This is a genomic window from Microbacterium sp. LWH11-1.2 (assembly GCF_038397745.1).
In the GTDB taxonomy this organism is placed as follows: Bacteria; Actinomycetota; Actinomycetes; order Actinomycetales; family Microbacteriaceae; genus Microbacterium.
Window position 1 is genome coordinate 1375468 of sequence record NZ_CP151636.1, and the last position, 18146, is coordinate 1393613.

The window sequence follows — 18146 nt, forward strand, 5'->3', positions numbered from 1 at the left end:
CGTCCAGCATCGGAGCCGCCGCAAATTACTTGACGTCGGTAATTAATCACGATTAGTCTCGTATTGCAAGCAGCCATCTCGTCAAGGAAGACCATGCCGCTCCCCACTCCCGAGTCCCGTTTTCGTCCCGCAGGAACGCTGCGCCTGGCGTGGAATCGCCCCGCATCGAACTGGAACGAGGCCACGCCGCTGGGCAACGGCCGCATCGGCGCGATGCTGTTCGGCGGCGCGTCCGGCCGCTATGCGCTCAACGACGCGACCGTGTGGTCGGGCACGCCCGACGGGCCTGCCGACGCCCTGCGCGATGTGCTCGCTGCCGGGGCAGGCCCCGAGCGTCTCTCCCGCGTCCGCGCCGCTCTCGACGAGGGCCGCACCCGCGAGGCCGAGGACCTGCTCATGGCCTTCGAAGGCCCGTACTCGCAGGAGTTCCTGCCGCTCGCCGACCTCGACGTGCACATCGACGGCGCCGAGGCTGTCGCGCCTGCCCGCGTGCTCGACCTCGATGAGGCGGCGGTCACCGAGACGCTCACGATCCCCGGCGGCACCGTGCGCCGACGGTCCTGGATCTCGGCCCCCGCTCGGGCCCTGATCATCGAGATCACCGCGGATGCCGCGTTCACGGCATCCGTCTCCCTGCGGACGCCCCTGCGCGACGCGGGCTCGGCGGTTCTGCCGGACCTGAGCGGGATCACCCTCGACATCGTGGCGCCGATCGACGGCGCCCCGCTGCACGAGACGGCGGTCGAACCGCCCCTGACCTACGCCGGCGACGACTCCGAGGCGTTCGACGCCTTCGCGGCCGTCGCCGTCGCCTGGAGCACCGATGGACTCGCGGAGCGGACGCCCGAGGGCGTCACCCTCCGTGGAGCCCGCCGGCTGCTGATCGCCCTCTCCACATCGTCCCGCGCCGCGTCGTGGTGGGCCGGCGAGGACGAGGAGGGGCGGAGCGTCTCGCGTGAGACGATCCGGAACCATGCCGGGGAACAGGCGGATGCCGCGGTCCACCGCGGCGCGTCGGCGCTGTTCGAGGAGCACGTGGCCGATCGACGGCGCGCGACTCCGGCGAGGTTCGCGATCGGCGGCCGGCGGGAAGGCACGTGGGACGTCGACCGAGACATCCTGCGCGGACCCGACCTGCCGCTGAAGGCCACCGTGATCGCGGAGTTCGGCGCCTACCTGCTCGCCTCCTGCTCGCGGAGCGGAGGCCCGGCGGCGAACCTGCAGGGCATCTGGAACGACGAGCTCCAGCCGGCCTGGTCGTCGAACTACACCATCAACATCAACACCGAGATGAACTACTGGGCCGCCCCTGTGCTCGGCATGGACGACGCGTTCGAGCCGCTGCTCGGCATGGTCGAGAAGCTCGCCCGCAACGGCGCCGACGTCGCCCGCGACCTGTACGGCGCCCGCGGATGGGTCGGGCATCACAACTCCGACCTGTGGGGCTGGGCACTGCCGGTCGGCGGGGGCCACGGTGCACCGAGCTGGGCGATCTGGATGATGGGCGGCGTCTGGCTCACGCACAGCCTGTGGGACGCGTACGAGTTCGGCGGCGACCGCGAACTGCTGCGCACCCGCATCTGGCCGCTGCTGCGCGGTGCCGCCGAGTTCGGTCTCGACTGGCTCGTGCCGGATGCCGACGGTCGACTGCGCACGTCGCCGTCGACCTCCCCGGAGAACTCCTTCTTCGCCGCCGACGGCGAGGGGACCGCGATCGGTCTCACGTCGGCATCCGATCTCCTGCTCCTGCAGAGCCTCTTCGAACGCGCACGGACGGCGATCGACGTGCTGCAGATCGACGACGCCGCGCTGCACGCCGAGCTCGACGAGGCGCTCGCGCACCTCGCGCCGGTGATCGTCCGCGCCGACGGCCGGATCGGCGAATGGTCGGAGGATGTCGTCGAGGTCGAACCGCTCCACCGCCACATGACGCCGCTCATCGGCATCCACCCGCTCGATGTGACCACGCGCGAGCGCACGCCCGAGCTCTTCGATGCCGGCATCCGCCTGCTCGACGCCCGCGGTCCCGGCGCGATGGGCTGGTCCTGGGCGTGGAAGATCGCGCTGCGCGCGCGGATGCGCGACGGCGAGACCGCGGCGTCGCTGCTGGACGAGGCCCTCACGGCGTTCGACGGCGATGCCATGCGGCACGGCCCGGTCGACGGCTCGGAGTGGGGCGGACTGCTGCCGAACCTGTTCAGCACGCATCCGCCGTTCCAGATCGATGCGAACCTCGGGTTCCCCGCGTCGATCGCCGAGCTGCTGGTGCAGAGCCATGGCGGCGTCGTGCGGCTGCTGCCCGCGCTCCCGTCGGACTGGCGCGAGGGCGACGTGCAGGGCATCCGGGCGCGCACCGGCCTCGAGGTCGACCTGGCGTGGAGCGACGGGCGGTTGAGCGAGGCGCAGGTGCGCAACCGGCTCGACGAAGACCGCGACGTGGTCATCGAGCACGACGGCGTGCGACTGTCGCCGACCATCGCCGCGGGAGGGGTGTTCGACGTGCCGGTGCGCGACGTCGCCGACGCCGTGGTGGGAGGATCCGCCGATGCGCGGTGAGACGACGACCGTCGACATGCCGACGACCCAGACCGAGCCGAGCGACTTCGATGACTTCTGGGCAGAGACGCTCGCCGAGACCCGGCGCTTCCCGCTCGACGTCACGATCGAGCCGCGCGAGACCCGGCTGACGGTGATCGACGTCTTCGAGGTGACGTTCCGCGGATTCGGCGGCACGCGCATCCGCGCCTGGCTCCGCGTGCCGCACGGTGCGACGGAACCGCTGCCGGGACTCGTGCAGCTCTTCGGCTACGGCAACGGACGAGGTCACGCGCTGCGCGATCTGCGCTGGGCCGCCGCCGGATACGCCCACCTGGTGGTGGACGCGCGAGGCCAGGGGCACGGAGACACCGACGACGATCACCCCGAGGGCGGACCGTCCGCCGGCGGCTTCCTCACCCGGGGTCTGCGCTCGCCGCGGGAGTACTACTACCGACGGGTCTACGCCGACGCCGTCCGTGCCGTCGAGGCCCTGCGATCGTTGGAGGCGGTCGACGCCACGCGCGTCGGCGTCGTCGGGGCGAGCCAGGGCGGCGGCATCGCCCTCGCGATCGCGGGGCTGGTGCCGGATCTCGCGGTCGCGATCATCCAGGCGCCCTTCCTGTGCGAACTCAACCGCGCGGCCGACCTGAGCGCCGAGGAGCCGTATGCGCTCCTCACGCAGTACTTCGCCGACCGGCGCCTCGACACCGCGACGGCCCTCGACACCCTGCGCTACTTCGACGGGGTCAACCACGCCAAGCGCGCGACCGCTCCCGCGATCCTCAGCACCGGTCTGCGCGACGGCATCACGCCCCCGGCATCCGTCCTCCCCGCGTTCACGGCGTACGCCGGCGAGAAGCAGATCGTGCTCTGGCCCTACAACGGGCATGAGGCCGGCGGCGACCTCGACGAGGAGAACGCACTGGAGTTCGCGGCGACGCACCTGGCACCCGGGGGCTCGTCCTCCGCACGGCGGGCCTGAGGATTCGCTACCGTAGCCGATAACGACTGAGGAATTCGATGGACCACGACACCGCCGCACGCACCTCCCTGATACGCTCCGCCTCGGATGCCGGGTCGAAGGTGTTCGCGACGATCCTCACGCGCAGCCCGATCAGCCGCATCGACATCGCGCGGCACACCGGGCTCTCGCAGGCCGCCGTGACCAAGGCGGTCTCGCCGCTCGTCGCCGCCGGCCTTGTCGACGCGCCCCCGGCCGCGCACCGCGACGGGAATCCCGGACGCCCGGTCGCCCCCGTCTCGATCGTCTCCGAGGCGATGATCATGCTCGGCGTGAAGGTGAACGTCGACGAGATCATCGCCGTCGCGACCGACCTCGGCACCGCCGTGCTGGCGGTCGAGCGCCGGCGGCTCCCGCAGCACGATCCGGATGCCGTGCTCGAGGCGATCCTCGACGTCGTCGGCGTGCTCGAAGCCGCCCTCGGCGATCGCTCCGCCGCGATCGCCGGTCTCGGCGTCTCGGTCTCCGGCGATGTCGACACCCAGGCCGGAGTCGTGCGCGAATCGGCGATCATGGGCTGGCGGGACGAGCCGTTCGGCGCACGTCTGCAGGAGCGGCTCGGCAGGCCTGTGACCCTCGAGAACGACGTGCACGCGTTGACAGTCGGCGAGCACTGGTTCGGGGTCGGCCTCGGCACGGCGTCGTTCGCGATCGTCACGATCGGGCGCGGCATCGGCAGCGGTCTGCACCTGAACGGTCAGGTCGTCACGGGTGCGTACGGCGTCGCTGGCGAGATCGGCCATCTCCCGCTCGCCGACCCGCAGCGGATCTGCCCGTGCGGACGACAGGGCTGCGTCGAGGCCGTCGCATCGACCGCCGCGATCGAGGCCGCGGTGTCGGCCGCGCACGGTCGGCCGGTTGCGATCGACGAAGCCGTGCGACTCGCGCACGACGGCGATCGGGCTGCGGAGGCCGCGTTCCAGGAGGCCTCTGCCATCATCGGCACGGCCATCGCGACGCTGGTCAACCTCACCGGACCCGAGCTGGTCATCATCGGCGGCGAGGGTGTGTCGAACTTCGACCTCTACGACGCGACGCTGCGCAGCGCCTTCGAAGCGCATGCCTTCGGCGCGGCCGCGCGTTGCCGCATCGTGGTGCGCCCGCACACCTTCGAGGACTGGGCCCGCGGCGCTGCCGCGGCCGCGATCCAGTCCCTCGTGCTCTGACGCGCAGCATCCGCAGCGTCCGGGGACCGAAGTCCCGGCATCCGTCCCGGACACAGAACTGCCCGGCGGGGTCATCCCGCCGGGCAGTCACCGCTCTCGTGATCAGAGCGCGTCGTACAGCTTCTGCTGCAGCTCGAGGTAGCGCTCGACGCCGAGACCGTTCAGGTCGTCGATGTAGGCCTGCCAGGCGCCGTCGTCGTCGATGTCGCGCTGACCGGTGGCGAACTCCGCCTGCGCCTGCGTGATGTAGGTCGCGATGTTCGTCTGCAGCTCGGCGATCTCCGCCGAGGTGTCGGGGTCGGGCCACAGCTTGTTGTCGGGGAACAGCAGCTCCTCGTCGGGCGCGAACGGCTCGTACAGCTGCGTCGCCTCGAGCAGACGGCGCTCGTAGCCGTCGGGGGAGTAGACGTCCTCCGGCACGACCTGCGAGTTGCGGTACTCGAGCGAGTCCCAGTACTGGCCCATCGAGCGCCATGAGGCGTTGGACGTCTCGTCATAGGTGAGCGGCTTGAACGTCGGCTCGAGCTCGGGGTCAAGGGCGAGGTCGCCGTCTTCGGCCGGAACCCAGGCCTCGCCCTCCGGTCCCATCGCGCCGAGCCGGTCGCCCTCGTCGGTCACCAGGTAGTCGATGAGCTTGATCGCCTTGACGCGCTCGTCCTCGGTCGACTTGTTCGTGAGGGCGAACATGCCGAGCGGGCTGACCTGCGAGCGGAAGGTGGCGAACTGCGTGCCGTCCGGGCCCTTCACGGGAGCCACCGCGTCGTAGTGCTTGTCTCGTCCGTCGGGAGAGTCGGCCGTGACGATCTCGTACGGGTGCAGCACTGCTGCCGCGCCGAGGATCTCGGCTTCCGCGTTGTCGCCGAGGGCGCGCAGCGCTTCACCGTTCTGCGTGAAGGACGCCGTGTCGATCAAGCCCTCCTCGGCGAGCGATGCGATGTACTGCAGACCCGCCCGCCAGCCGTCCGACGTCGCCGAGAGCTCGACCTTGCCGCCGTCCATCACCATCGGCGGCGGACTCGAGGGGCTGCCGTACGGTGCGTAGGCGAACGCATTCAAGAAGTAGTTGATGACGGGCTCGGATGCCGATGCGCTGAGCGCGACCTCGTCGGCCTTGCCGTTGCCGTTGGGGTCGTCGTTCTTGAACGCCCGCAGCACCTCCCGGAGCTCTTCGGTGGTCGTCGGCTGCTCCAGGCCGAGCTTGTCGAGCCAGGTGGTGTTCATCCACAGCTTCGAGGGGTAGCTGCAGTGGAAGCACTCGGTGAACTGCGTGATCGCGTAGATGTGCCCATCGGGCGCGGTGACCGACTGCTTCCAGTCGGGCTTCTCCTCGAAGCGCTCTTTGAGGTTGGGGGCGTACTCGTCGATCAGGTCCTCGAGCGGGACCAGCACTCCCTGCTGCCCGTACTTCATCACCTCGCTGCGCGAGAAGGCGTCGACCCACGGCACGAGGAAGTACGCGTCGGGGTAGTCGCCGCTCGCGAGCGAGACCTGCCGCTTCTCGCCCGCGACGCTGCCGTCGTAGGTCGTGGTCTGCCAGTCGAAGTCGATGTCGAACTTCTTCTCGACCAGCTGGGTGAACGCGTTGTCCTCGAGCGAGCCGTTGTCGCCCTGGGGGCCGAACGCGACCAGCTGGCCGTTGTCGTCGTCACTCGGCGACGTGCAGGCGGCCAGCGCCGCCGTCGCCAGGGCCAGCACGCCTGCGGCGGCCACCCCTCTGATGATGCTGTGTCTCATTGCCGGAATCTCCTTTGCCCGGTTAATGGGTGATGTGGTGGGTCTGTGGGGGTCAGCCCTTGACGGCGCCGACCATGATGCCCTTGTTGAAGTACTTCGCCACGAACGGGTAGGCGACGAGCATCGGTATGGTCGCGATCACGACCGTCGAGTAGCGGAGCAGATCGGCGAGCTCGCGGCGTCGCAGCTGCTCGGCGACGTCGCCGCCGCCGCCGGAGTCGTTAAGGATGAGCAGGCCACGCAGCACGAGCTGCAGCGGTTGCAGGTCGGCGTCGCGCAGGTAGAGCAGGGCGTCGAAGTACGAGTTCCACTGCATGATCGCGTACATCAGGGCGATCACCGCGATCAACGGCTTGGCCAGCGGCAGCACGACCGTCCACAGGATGCGGAGTTCGCTCGCGCCGTCGAGCTGCGCCGCCTCGTACACCTCGTCGGGAACGGCGGAGCGGAAGTAGACGATCGCGATGATCACCTGCCAGACGCCGATGGCATTCGGCAGCAGCATCGACCAGCGCGTGTCGAGCAGGCCGAGCGACTGCACCACCAGGTACATCGGGATCACGCCGCCGCTGAACAGCATCGTGAAGACGACGCCGCCGGTGATGACCTTGCGTCCCACGAGCTGCATCCGCGACAGCGGATAGGCGATCGCGACCGTGCCGAGCACGCTGATGGCGGTGCCGGCGACGGTGTAGAAGATCGAGTTGCCGAAACCGCGCAGGATCGCCGGGTTGCCGAGCGCCTCCTCGTATCCGCGGAAGGTGAACTCGACGGGCCAGAACAGCACGCGCCCGGACGACACGGCCTGCGGGCTCGACAGCGAGCTGGCGAGGATGTTCAGCAGGGGCAGCAGCACCACCAGAAGGAATACGGAGAGCAGGATGTAGGCCGCGACGATGAAGACGCGATCGGCCCTGGTCTCCTTGACCTTCACACCGCGCATCCTGGGGTCGTGCCGCCGACGGAGCTTCTTGTTCTTCGCGACGACGATCTCCTCGGTGAGGAGGGCCTCGGTGTTGATCGTGGTCACCACAGTCCGTTTCCCGTCACTCGCTTGGAGACGCCGTTCACGACCACCAGCAGCACGAGGCTGATCAGGGCGTTGAAGAGCCCGATGGTCGCTCCCAGACTGAAGTTCGCGTTCAGGATGCCGGTCTTGTAGACGTACGTCGGGATGATCTCCGAGGTCGACAGGTTGAGCGCGTTCTGCAGAAGGAACGCCTTCTCGAATCCGATCGCCATGATGTTGCCGACACCCAGGATGAGGATGATGGTCGCGGTCGGCAGCAGGGCGGGGATGTCGACGTTCCAGATCTTCTGGAGGCGGGTCGCGCCGTCGATCTTGGCCGCCTCGTAGAGTGACGTGTCGACCGAGGCGAGGGCGGCGAGGTAGATGACCGCCGAGTATCCGGTCGTGGTCCAGATGTCGGTCGCGACGTAGATGTGGCGGAAGAAGTCGGCATCGGCGAGGAGATCGACCTGTCCGGCGCCGAAGAAGCTGAACGTCCTGCCGAGGAGCCCGACTCTCGGGGAGAGCAGCAGGATCGTCATCGAGACGACCACGACGGTCGAGATGAAGTACGGCGCGTAGGTGACGAGCTGCACCGTGCGGGTGAAGAAGCGCAGTCGCACCTCGTTGAGGGCCAGCGCGAGGATGATCGGCAGCGGGAAGCTCGCGATCAGCGTGTAGCCGGCCAGGAGGAACGTGTTTCCGACGAGCCGCGGGAACACCGGGTTGCGGAAGAGGTTCGTGAAGTTGTCGAAGCCGACCCAGGGGCTGCCCCACACGCCGTCGATCGGGTTGTAGTTCTTGAACGCGATCACGGCGTTCGCCATCGGGATGTAGCGGAAGACGATGAACCAGATGATGGGGATCAGGAGCAGCAGATACAGCTGCCAGTAGCGGCGCAGACTCCGGACGAAGCGGGAGCGCCGTCGGGGAGCCGGGGCCGGCGTCTCCGCCGTCTCGGCGGAGAGGTCATGCTCGACACTGAGCGTCATGGCTACCTCTCGGGTGGATTACTTTACATCGTAATATAACTCTGCCTGGGGCCGAGCGCAACCCATTCAGGCGAGGCTCAGGCCTCGACGGCCTGGAGGTGCAGCAGCATTCCCTGGCTGGGGTTGAGCACGGGCAGCGGCAGGCCCTGCTCCAGCACGGCGCCGGTGCAGAGGAGGTCGTCGTCGGCGCGGAGCCAGGCCGGATCGTCGACCTCGTGCCGGCTCGCGGCACCGACCTCTTCGCGTACCCGCACGCGGTAGAGGGTGCGCGGATCGAGCCCGGGGATTGGCACGCGTGCCGTGTGCGCCACGCCGTTCGTCGCGGTGCGCACCCACGCGAACAGCGCCTCGCGACGATCGTGCGCGACGACGCCGTGCAGCAGAGCGCCGTCGTCGACCGCGTCGGCGCGTACCGTGACGCCGGTGTGGATCAGGCCGCGCACTTCCTTGTACAGCGCGGCCCAGGCGGCGATCGCCTGACGCTCCTCCGGCGATGCCTCGTCGATGTCCCACTCGATCCCGGCGTGGCCGAAGAGCGCGGTGACCGCGCGGAACGAGAACGACGCGTGGCGGTGCGTGGTGTGCGACTCGGTAGGCCCCACATGGGAGCCGATCAGTTCGGGGGGCAGCAGGGTCTGCGTCCAGCGCTGGATGCTCTGACGCTCGATCGGATCGTTGCAGTCCGACGCCCACACGCGATCGGTACGCGCGAGGATGCCGAGGTCGACGCGCCCGCCGCCGCTCGCGCATGACTCGATCTCGAGCCGCGGATGCCGTCGGCGCAGCTCGTCCAGCACGCGATAAACGCCCTGCGTGTGCGCCCGGGCCCGGCGCTCGCCGCCGGCGCCGAGCGAGGCGTGCAGATCGCGGTTGTGGTCCCACTTCACGAAGTCGACGGCGGCGTCGGTGATGACCTCGTCGAGGCGTTCGAGCACGTACGCGGCGACCTCGTCGCGGGAGAAGTCGAGCACGAACTGATGGCGGGACTCCAGCAGCCGCGATTCGCCGAGAAGCCAGTCCGGATGCGTGCGCGCGAGGTCGGAGTCGGGATTCACCATCTCGGGCTCGAACCAGAGGCCGAACTGCATCCCCCGCTCGTGCACCCTGTTGGACAGCGGCCGCAGACCGGCGGGCCAGACGTCCGCGTCGATGAACCAGTCTCCGAGGCCCGCGTGATCGTCGCGGCGGGCGCGGAACCAGCCGTCGTCCAGGACGAACCGCTCGACGCCCAGCTCGGCGGCCGAGGCGGCGAGAGCGGACAGCTTCTCGAGGTCGTGGTCGAAGTAGACCGCCTCCCAGGTGTTCAGTAGCAGCGGGCGCGGCGAGAGGGGGTGGCCGGCGCGGGAGCGGATCGAGGCGTGCAGGCGGGCGGTGACGCCGTCGATGCCCTCGTCGCTCCAGACGAACAGCGCGTCGGGCGATCGGTAGGTCTCTCCGGGTTCGAGGCGCACCTCTCCGGCGTCGACCAGCTCGCCGGAGCCGAGGACCGAGCGGTGCACGCCGGCTCCCTCGGGGAGGCGCTCCACGATGGTCTCCTGGTTGCCGCTCCACGCGAGGTGCGTCGCCCAGATCTCCCCGTCGCGGAAGCGGAATCCCGGGGTGCCGGCCAGGGTGAGCATCGACGCGTCGTGACCGGGTCGGCCCCGGCGCGACGAGCGCAGCCAGGTGCCGTCGTGGATCGTCGAGCGCTGCGGGAGGCGTTCGTTCGTCCAGCGACCGGAGAAGTCGAGCACCTCTGCGGCGCGGGCGGGGAGGGGGAGGAGCACGCGGGCGGCGCGGATGTCGATGGGTCGGTCGTTCGTCGTGTTGCGGATCTCGATCGCGGTGTGGAGGATGCCGGACGCGTCCAGCTCGTAGGAGAACACGGCTTCGGTGAGCGAGGCGGCATCACGGAGCGTGAAGCGCACCCGCAGTCCCTCGGCATCCGTGTCGATCAGCGTGAAGCCGTCGATCACGGCATCCGCGGCGTCCGCCTCGATCGCGGGCGTTCCGGACCACCCGTGCGCGCGGCCGGCGGCGATCGAGAACGACCGCGGGATGTCGATCGAGGCGTTCATCACGGCGGTAGTCGCGGTGGCGAGCAAGCCGGCGACGTCGGCGTCGTCGAGTGCCCGGCCCCAGTGCACGAGAGCCGGTGCTCCGAACGCATCGTTCGCGAACACCACGCTGACGCCTCCGCGACGGAGGTGCGCGATGGCGGGATTCCCGACCGCGTCGATGCGGGAGAGGCTGATACTTGACGTCATGAATTAATCATCCGGGTTCGCCGGACGCACCGCAAGCCGGAACGGGTCAGCGGTCGATCTGATCCTCGCCCCGGCGCGCGAGGATGGGACCGAGGCGGTGGTACGAGTTCTCGATGTGCCGGTGCATCGCCGACGCCGCGGCATCCGGATCGCGTCGACGGAGCGCGTCGAGGATCTGCTCGTGCTCGCTGACCGTGTCGTCCTCGAAGTCATGGCGGAAGTTCAGCCGGTACAGGTGCATGTGCGAGCGCAGGCGCACGATCGCGTCCGACAGCAGCGGGCTGAGCGCACGGTCGGCGATCAGATGGTGGAAGCGCAGATCTTCCTCGATGAAGCGACGGTAGTTCTGGAAGTGCTCGTCGTCATCCGGCGAGGATGCCGTGCGCATCTGTCCGACCGAGTCGGACAGCGCCGCCTCGGTCACGTCGTCGAGGTTCGCCGACGCGCGTCGCGCCGCCTCCGGCTCGAGCAGTTCGCGCATGTCGTAGAGGTCGCGCAGTCCGGCGGCGTCGAGCAGGGGCGCCGCCACGTAGCCCTTCAGCGCCCGCTTCGCGACCAGCCCCTCCGATTCCAGCCGGGTGAGCGCTTCGCGCACGGGTGTCGGCGAGACATCGAGATCGCGCGCGACGGCGTCGATGTTCACCCGCGCACCCGGCTCGATCGCCCGGTCCATCAGCAGCGCGAGCACAGCGTCGTACACGTCGTCGACGAGGGCGCGCCGGGCCGGGAGCGGCCGGGGGCCGGGAGCCACGTCGTCGCTGAACATGAAACTCATCGTACGGGTTGCCCTTCGCGCACTCGGGCCCCGCGCGGGGGGAGGGCTGACGCCCCGATCAGCGAGCGGTCGCGCAGTTCGTCCCAGAGCGCCTCGGTCGCCCGACGGCTCGCGAGGGCGCTGTTGCGGGATGCCTGCTTCGCGCTCGCCCCGCCCATCACCACGGCGGCCACGGCGGGATGCCGGAGCGGGAACTGCACGGCGACCTCCGGCAGAGTGCTGCCGTGGCGGTGCGCGACGTCGGCGATCGCACGCGCGCGCTCGACCACGTCGGATCCGGCCGGACCGTAGTCGTACGCGTCGCCGGCGGCCGGCGCATCCGTGGCGAGGATGCCGGAGTTGAACACCGCGGCGGCGATGACCGACACGTCGCGCTCGAGCGCGAGCGGCAGCAGCTCGTCGGCGGCGGAGTGGTCGAGAAGGGTCCAGCGCCCGGCGACCATCATGACGTCGGCGTCGGTCTCGGTGACGAAGCGCGCGAGCATCGCGGTCTGGTTCATGCCGGCGCCGAACGAGGCGATCACGCCCTGGTCGCGCAGCTCGCTCAGCGCGGGGAACGCCCCGTCGAGCGCCTCGCGCTCGTGCTCGTCCGGGTCGTGCACGAGCACGAGGTCGATGCGGTCGAGACCGAGCCGGATCAGCGAGTCCTCGATCGAGCGCAGCACCCCGTCGCGGGAGTAGTCGCGCACGCGACGATGGTTCGCCGGTACCGCGAAGAGGTTGTCGATGTCGGTGCGTCCGGCGGGGTCCTGCGGCACGAGGAGCCTGCCGACCTTCGTCGAGACGATGTACTCGTCGCGCGGCAGCATCCGCAGGCTCTCACCCAGCCGCTTCTCCGCGAGACCCAGACCGTAGTGCGGAGCGACGTCGAAGTAGCGGATGCCGCCGGCCCAGGCCGCCGGCACGATCTCGGGCCACTCCTCCTCGGCGAGCGCCCGGTAGAGGTTCCCGAGCGACGCGGCGCCGTACCCGAGGGGCGGAGTGGAGAGGCCGCCGCGGCCGAGGGACACCTCAGCGGCTACCGTCATCCCACGCTCACCCGGTCGAGGGCGGCGTCGTCCCACGTGATGCCCAGCCCCGGAGTCGTCGGCGCCCAGCCGCGGCCGTCCTCGATGCGCAGCTCATCCGTCGTCACGGCCCGCAGTTGCGGGATGTGCTCGAGGTAGAGGGCGTTGGGGATCGCGCACACGAGCGACACGTGCAGCTCCATGAGGAAGTGCGGCGCGACGGGGGCGTTGAACGACTCGGCCAGGTGCGCGATCTTGAGCCACGGTGTGATGCCGCCGACCCGCGCCACGTCCGGCTGCACGATGGACGCGCCGCCGCGCTGCAGGTGCTCGCGGAAATGCCCGAGGGAGTACATGCTCTCGCCGACCGCGATCGGCACCGAGGTCGATCGAGCGAGCTGGCGGTGCCCCTCGATGTCCTCCGCGGGCAGGGGCTCCTCGAACCAGAACACGTCGACCTGCTCGAACAGCCGCGCCCGGCGCACCGCCTCCGAGACGGTGAACGACTGATTCGCGTCGACCATGATGTCCATGCCCGGTCCGACGGCGTCGCGCACCGCGCGCAGGCGTTCGAGGTCCTGGTGGCCACGCGGCATCCCGACCTTGATCTTGACCCCGCCCATGCCGCGATCCTTCGCAGCCACCGCGTGCGCCACGAGCTCGTCCGTGCCGAAGTGCAGCCAGCCGCCCTCCGTGTCGTACATCGGGACCGACGGCGAAGCTCCGCCGGCCGCGACCCAGAGGGGGAGCTCCGCGCGCCGGGTCTTCGCGTCCCAGACCGCCGTGTCGACCGCGGCGAGTGCCAGTGCCGTGATCGGCCCGACCGTCGTCGCCCGGGTGATGCCGAACAGGGCGAGCCAGACGGCTTCGGGCCGCTCGGCCTCGAGGCCGAGCAGCGCGGGCAGCAGCGTCTCGCGCAGCAGACTCAGCACGGCGCCGCCGCCGGTGCCGATCGTGTAGCTGTAGCCCACGCCCTCGGTGCCGTCGGCGGTCCGCAGCCGCACGAAGATCGTCTCCTGCTTGACGAAGGTCTGCAGGGCGTCGGTGCGCTCCGTCTCGACCGGGAGGTCGCACAGCTGCGCCTCGACGTGCACGATACGACTGCCGCTCGTGGCATCCGCCGTGTGCTCTGTTGCGTTCATCATCGTCCTCCGAGTCCGCCCAGGGTGACCCCTTTGATCAGTTGTCTCTGCAGTAGCAGCACGAGGATCAGCGAGGGGATGACGGCGAGCGTCGATGCCGCCATCAGCAGCGACCACTGCGTGCCGAACTGGCCGGTGAACATCCCGAGCCCGAGCGGCACTGTCGCCATGTCCTGTGTGTTGATGATGATCAGCGGCCAGAGGTACGAGTTCCAGTAGCCGATGAAGGAGAAGACCGCGAGCACGCTCAGCGGCGCGACGAGCTGCGGCAGCAGCACCGACCACAGGGTGCGGAACCGCGAGGCCCCGTCGATCAGTGCTGCCTCCTCGTACTCGATCGGGATCGTGAGGAAGAACTGCCGCATCAGGAACGTGCCGAACGCGGTGAAGGCGAACGGGATGATCAGGGCGCCGTAGCTGTCGTTCCAGCCCCAGCTGTTGATCATGATGAACAGCGGCACCACGAGCACTTCCTGGGGCAGCACGAGCGTGAGCACGAAGAGCAGGAACAGCTGGTCGCGGAACTTGAACCGCAGTCGCGAGAACGCGTAGGCCGACAGCACGGCGACGACGACCGAGAGCGCGGCGCCGGCGATCGCGACGAACAGGCCGTTGAGGATGAAACGCCCGAAGGGGACGACCGTCCACGCCTCGACGAAGTTCGCCCAGCGGATCTCGGACCCGAAGATCTGCGGCGTCGCCGTGAAGACCTCGTTCTCCGGCTTGAGTGCCGTGAGGAACATCCAGATGAAGGGGAACGCGAAGATCAGCGCGACGATCGCGATGCCTGCGGTGTTCAGCCATACCTTGACGGATGCACGGCGCTGATGCGCTCGACGGGGGAGGCTCACTCGGATCTCACTCATAGTTCACCCACTTGCGCTGGCCGACGAACTGCAGGGCCGTGATGAGCATCACCACGACGAACAGGATCCACGCGAGGGCGGATGCATAGCCGAGCCGATCGAAGACGAATCCGTTGCGGTACAGGTACAGCACGAACGTGTTGGTGCTCTCGCCCGGACCGCCCTGCGTGAGGAACAGTGGCTGGACGAAAACCTGGAAGGCGCCGATCATGGTCATCGTCGAGCAGAAGAACAGCGACGGCGAGAGCAGCGGCAGGATGATGTACCGCAGACGCTGCCAGGCGCTGGTGCCGTCGATGCGAGACGCCTCCAGCAGCTCCTTCGGGATGGCGCTGAGACCGGCCGACAGCACGATCACGTTGTAGCCGAACGACTGCCAGACCGACATCGCGATCACGGAGGGCAGCGCCCAGGCGGAATCGGACAGCCAGTTCGGACCGTCGATGCCGACCGTGGCGAGCATCGAATTGACCAGGCCGTCCTGCGAGAGCAGCAGACGCCAGACGAGAGCGTTCGCGACCATCGGGGTGATGACCGGGAGGAAGAAGACCACGCGCCAGGCGCCGGCCGCCTTCATCCGGGTGCCGAGCCACAGCGAGATCACGAGAGCGACGAAGAGATTCAGCGCCGTGTAGACGACGGCGAAGATCACCGTGTTGCCGAGCACCGTGTAGAAGGTCGGATCGCGGAACAGTTTCAGGTAGTTCTCGACGCCGATGAACTCGGGGGTGCCGAACAGCTTCCAGTCGAAGAGGCTGATGAAGGCCGACCCGAAAAGCGGGGTCAGGATGAACAGGACGAACCCGATCATCCCGGGGGCGAGGAACGCCAGCGCCACCCATCCGTGACCGCGTCGGCGCGGCAGCCGAGGCCCCGCCGGGGCGGGGGCGCCGATCGGCACCCCCGCCCCGGCGGGCATCGTGGAGGATGCCGGGGCCTCACTCCGATCGCTCATGATCGCCATCCGCTCAGCCCTGGACCGAGTTCTGGATCGTCTCCATGATCTCCTCGGCCGTCAGCTCACCGCGGTACCCCTGCACGCCGTACTGGGTCATCAGGGTCTCGACCTGGTTCCAGGTCGTGGTGGTGCGCTGCGGGGTCGCGTTCGAGAGCAGGGCCTCGACGACCGCGGAGGAGCCTTCCGTCTTGCCCTCGGCCCAGGCCGGGAGCGCCTCGATGCGAGCCGGGACGATGCCCCGGGCCCCGGCCTGCTTTTCCTGCACGGCGAGCGAGGTGAGGGCTTCGATCGCGGCGAACGCCTCGTCGGGGCGCTCGCAGTTCGCGGCGATGCCGAATCCGGATCCTGCCGTCATCGCCGCCGCTTCGCCGCTGGTGGAGGGGACGATGCTGACGCCGAGGGTGAAGTCCGCGGCATCCGCGAAGCTGCCGTACATCCACGGACCCTCGATGAGCATCGGCACCGCGCCGCTGGTGAACGCCTGCTGTGACACCTCGGAGCCGTCGGCCGCCTCGGGCGCCTTCGCGACGCCCTCGACCGCGACCAGGTCGAAGAAGCTCTGCATCTGGTCGACGAAGTCGGGGTTGGTGAGGTCGAGCTCGCCGTCTTCGGTCACGGCGGGCACGCCGTCGGCCAGCGACCAGGCGTTCGGGATGAAGACGCCCGGCGCGAGCGCGAGGCCCTTCTTCTCGCCGTCGGTGAGGGCCTTCGCGTCGGAGATGAACTGGTCGCGGGTGTACTCGGTACCGGGCAGGTCGAGGCCGGCGGCCTGGAACGCCTCGACGTTGTAGAAGAGCACGATCGGCTCGGCGTCGTAGGGGATCGCGCGGATCGTGCCGTCGACGGTCATGCCGCTGAGCATCGAGGCGTCGATGTTGTCCACGTCGAAGCTGCTCTTCTCGATCAGGTCGTCGAGAGGCATGAGCAGGTCGCCGAGCTCCTGGGCCCGCGCCGCCTGTGTCGTGAGCAGGCAGGGCGGATTGGAGCCGGAGAGGCGTGTCTTGACCTTGGTCCAGTAGTCGGCGAAGCTCGGCCCTTCGACGGAGATGTCGAGGTCGGGGTCCTCCGCCTGCGCGCCGGAGATGAAGTCGGCCCACTGGGCCTGGTCTCCTTCGCTCGCGGCCCAGGTGTAGAGCACGAGGGCTCCCCCGGCTTCGCCGCCACCGCCGCTGCTGCTCGCGCAGCCCGCGAGAGTGATGGCCGTGAGACCGGCGACGCCGGTGAGGATGAGGCGCTTCGCGCGCCGCTTCGAGACTGCATTCATACTGTCTGCCTCCTTCATTGGATGCTTCATCAGATGCGTGGGTGGGTACTGCTCGGGTCAGTCGTCGGAGAAGTCGATGGCGATCACGTCGATCAGAGCGCCGCTGGGAGCCGCGGCGACGATGCGCAGCTCGCCGGACTCGTCGCCCGCTGTGGAGGACTCGTGCACCTCGAAGCTGGCGTCATGCTGCAGTTCGAGGCCGTCGGCGAGGCGGTGCACGCGGGTGATCCGCCGTATCGGCAGGCCGCGCACGATGACCTCGTCGACCGGGAGCGCGGTGAGGTGCAGGTACAGGCGTTCCTCTCGGGCGGTGCTGGGGCCGTGGAAGTCGACGCCCTGCGTGGGCTCGACGCCGATCACCGATTCGGCGTGCGCCGCCATCCAGTCGGCGAACTCGTGCAGGCGCTCGTTCTCGATCGCCGGCAGCGTGCCGTCCGGACCGGGGCCCACGTTGAGCAGCAGGTTGCCACCGCGGGCGACCACGTCGATCAGGGTCGCGAGCAGGGACCGCGCGGACTTCTCGTTGTCGGGGCCCCGGCGCCACGCCCAGTGGTCGCCGATCGTGAGGCACAGCTCCCACGGACCGGTCGGGACGGTGAGCGGGAAGCCCTGCTCCGGGGTGCGATAGTCGCCCTGGCCGGGGAGGCGGTCGTTGATCACGACATCCGGCTGCAGTTCCTTGATGAGGCGGCGCAGTCCAGGTGCGGTCCATTCGGCGGCCGAGCGCTCCCAGTCGCCGTCGAACCAGAGCAGGTCGACCGTGCCGTAGTTCGTGAGCAGTTCGCGCAGCTGGGCGCGGATGTACTCGAGGTAGCGCGACCATTCCTCGGGGCTCGAGCGGCGGTGCCGGTCGGTGGCGTCGGGGGTGTCCGCGAACTCGGCGAGCCCGGCAGCGGGCCAGTGCTCGAGCTTGTAGGGCAGGTCCTCGTCGCGGAAAGCGGGATAGTCGGGGTGGTTCCAGTCGGGGAGGCTGTAGTAGATACCGACCTTCAGTCCCTCGGCGCGCACGGCGTCGACGAACTCGCGGGTGATGTCGCGCCCGAACGGGCCGTGCTCGACGCCGAAGTCGGACTGCTCCGTGAAGAACATGTTGTAACCGGCGTGGTGGCGCGCGGTGAAGACGACATAGGTCGCGCCGGCCGCCTTGACGCGGCGGGCGAGGTCGGCAGCATCCCATTCGGTCGGGTTGAACGTCGGGGCAGTGGACTGATAGCCGACGACGGTGACCGCGTCGTCGACGTCGTCCACGCCGGGGATGATCGAGCGCCCGACCAGCGGCCAGGAGATCTCGATGCCCTGCTGCGAGGCCTGGTCCCAGTGCACGAAGATGCCGAAGCCCGCGCCGCTGAACCATTCACCGCCGGGGATTCGCTCGGTCGTGCGGAGGAACGATGCGTCGGTCATGAAAACTCTCTCCTTTGAGGGTCG

Annotated in this window: 14 protein-coding genes; 3 read left to right on the top strand and 11 right to left on the bottom strand. The window is 69.2% G+C overall.

The window, feature by feature from the left end; all coding sequences use genetic code 11:
* Positions 1-93 precede the first annotated feature (93 nt).
* Genes MRBLWH11_RS06560 through MRBLWH11_RS06570 form a run of 3 tightly spaced genes read left to right on the top strand, consistent with a single transcriptional unit; the run spans position 94 to position 4725 of the window.
* Entirely contained in the window at positions 94-2556 is a 2463-nt protein-coding gene (locus MRBLWH11_RS06560; RefSeq protein WP_341947206.1) for a glycoside hydrolase N-terminal domain-containing protein, read from the top strand.
* Positions 2546-3520, top strand: coding sequence for an acetylxylan esterase (locus tag MRBLWH11_RS06565; protein WP_341947207.1), 975 nt, complete (start codon positions 2546-2548; stop codon positions 3518-3520). The genes MRBLWH11_RS06560 and MRBLWH11_RS06565 overlap by 11 nt, the downstream gene beginning before the upstream one ends.
* A 38-nt stretch (positions 3521-3558) precedes the next feature.
* Positions 3559-4725: an ROK family transcriptional regulator gene (locus MRBLWH11_RS06570; protein ID WP_341947208.1), complete on the top strand. Its 1167-nt coding sequence runs from the start codon at positions 3559-3561 to the stop codon at positions 4723-4725.
* A 102-nt stretch (positions 4726-4827) separates the two neighbouring features.
* Here MRBLWH11_RS06570 and MRBLWH11_RS06575 read toward each other — a convergent pair whose 3' ends face one another.
* The 11 genes from MRBLWH11_RS06575 to MRBLWH11_RS06625 form a co-directional block, all read right to left on the bottom strand.
* Entirely contained in the window at positions 4828-6459 is a 1632-nt protein-coding gene (locus MRBLWH11_RS06575; RefSeq protein ID WP_341947209.1) for an extracellular solute-binding protein, read from the bottom strand.
* A 52-nt stretch (positions 6460-6511) separates the two neighbouring features.
* The gene (locus MRBLWH11_RS06580) at positions 6512-7489 is read right to left on the bottom strand and encodes a carbohydrate ABC transporter permease (protein ID WP_341947210.1); all 978 of its coding nucleotides are present in this window, start codon (positions 7487-7489) and stop codon (positions 6512-6514) included.
* Positions 7486-8460, bottom strand: coding sequence for an ABC transporter permease subunit (locus tag MRBLWH11_RS06585; protein ID WP_341947211.1), 975 nt, complete (start codon positions 8458-8460; stop codon positions 7486-7488). Before MRBLWH11_RS06585 ends, MRBLWH11_RS06580 begins: the two co-directional genes overlap by 4 nt.
* A gap of 77 nt (positions 8461-8537) precedes the next feature.
* Positions 8538-10706, bottom strand: coding sequence for an alpha-galactosidase (locus MRBLWH11_RS06590; protein ID WP_341947213.1), 2169 nt, complete (start codon positions 10704-10706; stop codon positions 8538-8540).
* Positions 10707-10752: 46 nt separating this feature from the next.
* Positions 10753-11472: a GntR family transcriptional regulator gene (locus tag MRBLWH11_RS06595; protein WP_341947214.1), complete on the bottom strand. Its 720-nt coding sequence runs from the start codon at positions 11470-11472 to the stop codon at positions 10753-10755.
* A 5-nt stretch (positions 11473-11477) separates the two neighbouring features.
* Positions 11478-12509 (bottom strand): aldo/keto reductase, encoded by a 1032-nt coding sequence (locus tag MRBLWH11_RS06600; protein ID WP_341947216.1) that lies wholly within the window; start codon positions 12507-12509, stop codon positions 11478-11480.
* Entirely contained in the window at positions 12506-13633 is a 1128-nt protein-coding gene (locus tag MRBLWH11_RS06605) for a mandelate racemase/muconate lactonizing enzyme family protein (protein ID WP_341947217.1), read from the bottom strand. Before MRBLWH11_RS06605 ends, MRBLWH11_RS06600 begins: the two co-directional genes overlap by 4 nt.
* Complete coding sequence (locus MRBLWH11_RS06610) at positions 13630-14496, bottom strand: carbohydrate ABC transporter permease (RefSeq protein WP_116633642.1); 867 nt, start codon at positions 14494-14496, stop codon at positions 13630-13632. Before MRBLWH11_RS06610 ends, MRBLWH11_RS06605 begins: the two co-directional genes overlap by 4 nt.
* Positions 14489-15451, bottom strand: a complete 963-nt coding sequence (locus tag MRBLWH11_RS06615; RefSeq protein ID WP_341947218.1) for a sugar ABC transporter permease — start codon at positions 15449-15451, stop codon at positions 14489-14491. Before MRBLWH11_RS06615 ends, MRBLWH11_RS06610 begins: the two co-directional genes overlap by 8 nt.
* A 13-nt stretch (positions 15452-15464) precedes the next feature.
* Positions 15465-16718 (bottom strand): sugar ABC transporter substrate-binding protein, encoded by a 1254-nt coding sequence (locus MRBLWH11_RS06620; RefSeq protein WP_341947219.1) that lies wholly within the window; start codon positions 16716-16718, stop codon positions 15465-15467.
* Positions 16719-16775: 57 nt separating this feature from the next.
* Positions 16776-18122, bottom strand: a complete 1347-nt coding sequence (locus tag MRBLWH11_RS06625) for an alpha-L-fucosidase (protein WP_341947220.1) — start codon at positions 18120-18122, stop codon at positions 16776-16778.
* Positions 18123-18146 lie beyond the last annotated feature (24 nt).

Bases quoted from the DNA above. Each gene is read 5' to 3' on its own strand.
- MRBLWH11_RS06560 (WP_341947206.1), top strand. From the start codon at position 94: ATGCCGCTCCCCACTCCCGAGTCCCGTTTTCGTCCCGCAGGAACGCTG.
- MRBLWH11_RS06565 (WP_341947207.1), top strand. From the start codon at position 2,546: ATGCGCGGTGAGACGACGACCGTCGACATGCCGACGACCCAGACCGAG.
- MRBLWH11_RS06570 (WP_341947208.1), top strand. From the start codon at position 3,559: ATGGACCACGACACCGCCGCACGCACCTCCCTGATACGCTCCGCCTCG.
- MRBLWH11_RS06575 (WP_341947209.1), bottom strand. From the start codon at position 6,459: ATGAGACACAGCATCATCAGAGGGGTGGCCGCCGCAGGCGTGCTGGCC.
- MRBLWH11_RS06585 (WP_341947211.1), bottom strand. From the start codon at position 8,460: ATGACGCTCAGTGTCGAGCATGACCTCTCCGCCGAGACGGCGGAGACG.
- MRBLWH11_RS06590 (WP_341947213.1), bottom strand. From the start codon at position 10,706: ATGACGTCAAGTATCAGCCTCTCCCGCATCGACGCGGTCGGGAATCCC.
- MRBLWH11_RS06595 (WP_341947214.1), bottom strand. From the start codon at position 11,472: ATGTTCAGCGACGACGTGGCTCCCGGCCCCCGGCCGCTCCCGGCCCGG.
- MRBLWH11_RS06600 (WP_341947216.1), bottom strand. From the start codon at position 12,509: ATGACGGTAGCCGCTGAGGTGTCCCTCGGCCGCGGCGGCCTCTCCACT.
- MRBLWH11_RS06605 (WP_341947217.1), bottom strand. From the start codon at position 13,633: ATGATGAACGCAACAGAGCACACGGCGGATGCCACGAGCGGCAGTCGT.
- MRBLWH11_RS06610 (WP_116633642.1), bottom strand. From the start codon at position 14,496: ATGAGTGAGATCCGAGTGAGCCTCCCCCGTCGAGCGCATCAGCGCCGT.
- MRBLWH11_RS06615 (WP_341947218.1), bottom strand. From the start codon at position 15,451: ATGAGCGATCGGAGTGAGGCCCCGGCATCCTCCACGATGCCCGCCGGG.
- MRBLWH11_RS06620 (WP_341947219.1), bottom strand. From the start codon at position 16,718: ATGAATGCAGTCTCGAAGCGGCGCGCGAAGCGCCTCATCCTCACCGGC.
- MRBLWH11_RS06625 (WP_341947220.1), bottom strand. From the start codon at position 18,122: ATGACCGACGCATCGTTCCTCCGCACGACCGAGCGAATCCCCGGCGGT.